The sequence below is a fragment of the Clostridium tarantellae genome, assembly GCF_009295725.1.
GTDB classification, from domain to species: Bacteria; Bacillota; Clostridia; order Clostridiales; family Clostridiaceae; genus Sarcina; species Sarcina tarantellae.
Genome location: NZ_WHJC01000413.1, coordinates 1 through 2,343 on the forward strand (window position 1 = coordinate 1; position 2,343 = coordinate 2,343).

At 24.4% G+C, this 2,343-nt stretch carries 3 protein-coding genes and 1 pseudogene; all 4 read right to left on the bottom strand.

What is annotated here, in order from left to right:
- Positions 1-391: 391 nt before the first annotated feature.
- Positions 392-823, bottom strand: coding sequence for a transposase (locus GBZ86_RS18745; RefSeq protein ID WP_422678935.1), 432 nt, complete (start codon positions 821-823; stop codon positions 392-394).
- Positions 792-911: pseudogene (locus tag GBZ86_RS18750) on the bottom strand (transposase); the annotation flags it as partial. The pseudogene GBZ86_RS18750 and the gene GBZ86_RS18745, both read right to left, overlap by 32 nt.
- Positions 912-1,231: 320 nt before the next feature.
- Positions 1,232-1,459, bottom strand: a complete 228-nt coding sequence (locus tag GBZ86_RS15120; RefSeq protein ID WP_152892028.1) for a hypothetical protein — start codon at positions 1,457-1,459, stop codon at positions 1,232-1,234.
- Between the two features lie 100 nt (positions 1,460-1,559).
- Entirely contained in the window at positions 1,560-2,186 is a 627-nt protein-coding gene (locus GBZ86_RS15125; RefSeq protein WP_152892030.1) for an immunity protein Imm33 domain-containing protein, read from the bottom strand.
- Between the last annotated feature and the right edge of the window lie 157 nt (positions 2,187-2,343).

Sequence of the window (2,343 nt, forward strand, 5' to 3'; positions counted from 1 at the left end):
TCTTTATTTTGATAATCTAATGTAGCATAAGGATTATGAATTAAAATAGCAGTTAAATCATAAATACCATTTTTTAATATAATCAAGTTCTGATTCTTCATATGGTGTCATTACATTTATTACATATAATGTGTCATTAAATTTTATATATGTCCAACCCTTTGATTTATATTTTTGATCTCCCCTTTTTTATTAAAACATATAAAATTATATTATTAGTATAACTAATATAATTGTTAATGTCCCATAGCCATCAGACTAAGAGAACCAATAAAAGTAAATTTGATCAAATAGCTATTTTTGGAGAAATAATTTGTAAATTAATGCTAAAATAACTTTATTTTTCTCATAAATATGAAAAAATTTATTTTTTGGGTATACTTAATAAAGCTTAGTTGAAAATTGTAAAATTATACAAATAAACTATGTTTGAAGAAAATAAAAGTGCAATTAATCTTCCATAAAAAAAGCATTTAAACCTTTGTATTTTCACTCTTTTAACTTCATGTATTTTGAAAAGAGACTTCCAAATTTTAAACATTAACTTTACTTGCCATCTTAAAGAATAAAATAAATGAATTTCTTCAGTACTTAGTATAGAATCATTAACATTAGTGATATAAGTATTTAGACAGTTCCAATTAATACTTCTTGGATTAAACGTGCCACGCTTTTCTGTTTGATATTTATTTAATTTAGTTAAGATTAATCTAGGCTTTAATTCTTTTTCAGTTCCAATGAAAACATCTTTTAGTTCTATAGTTTGTCCTTCTTCTAAATTTTTAATGGACTCATATATATCTAATTTTATAAATTCTGGTATTTGATTTTATTTTTGATATATAATAAGCTCTTTTTTCGTTAATTTTAGCTAAGAACTCTGATTTTAAATATCCTAAATCAGCCAAAGATAAATCATTATACTTGTATAACTTGCATTTGCTACAATGCCTTCTTGAACCTCACAATAAGTAAAGTTTCCACTAAATAAATCAAATTGTAATTGAATTTTTGCCGTTGATTCTAAGTGTTCATTTCAAGCCCCTCTAAAATCACTATAAAATTCTTTTTGCAATGTTAAAATTGTAGAATCTGTAACTAAAATTCTATTGAAAACTTGTGATAATAGAATATTTTTAGTGCAAAATAAATTATTTTCTTTAATTAACATAGTATTAAAAAGTTCTTGTAAAAATCTCACAGAATTATCGTTAAACCGCTCATTTAAAGATTATGGAGAAATTATAATACCAAATTGGACTTCGAGTCTAGCACATAATGAAGATAAAGATTTAATACATAAATCTTCATCAAAAAATATACTAAATGCCATAAACTTATCAGCAGATATTTTCCCTTTTCTTTTTGTAAATTTTGATTTTTTACTAAAATTATCTATAAAATCTGAAGAAAATAATTCTTTATATTTTTCTATGAAATGTTTTAATTTTTCATACATAAAAATATAAATCCCCTCTGTTTAATGTATAGTAAATATACCACAAAGAAAATTTATGTATTTATTAGCCTGATGGCTATGGGCGTCCCCCATATTACTGTTATTCTTTAACCTCTATAAATTTATTATTTCGTTCAGAATATTCATAGGCATAACCATAATTGCTAAAAACACTTTCTAATAAAGGTTCAAAATCTAATACCTGTTCTAATGATATTATTTTAGCATTTTTACTATTTTCAAGATATTGGTCACTTTCATCTCCATAAAATAATTGCCATCCACTATCTTGCTCATTATCTAAGTCATCAGTTCTAACTACCCAATTAATTTGCCTTTTATTTAATGCCTTTTGTGTAATTATTGCAAATAGTTTTTCATTAAAAGGCGCCGCTCCTCCATATATAGCTGTAATATTCTCTGCTTTAAAAGTAATTATGTCACCAAATTTAATAGATTTTAAATAATAAGGATCATTATAGAGAACTCCTGTGAATATTCCATTTTGATTGTTTGTAATTTTAATCCATATTTTTTCAGCACGACAACCATTTTTTTGAGGATTTTTCATCACAAAAATCAGTTTAACTAAATTTCCTAGAGCTAATTTTTCTATTTCTTCTTGATTAGGTATTAAAAATGTTCTTGGAAATTTTATGTTTTTTTCAATTACATTTTCAAGGTAAAATTCTGGTTTATTTCTACCAAAAATATTTATAAACCTCATATATTAAGTCTCCTTTATAAATCTTATTATTAGTCGGTTGCGGAATTCCGCAACCATTAATTCACCTAACTTTTTTGAAGTTAAGTTTTTATATTTTCCTCCAGTATGGCACAATATAAATAACAAGAAATAAAAACACCAACAGGAGGTAAATAAC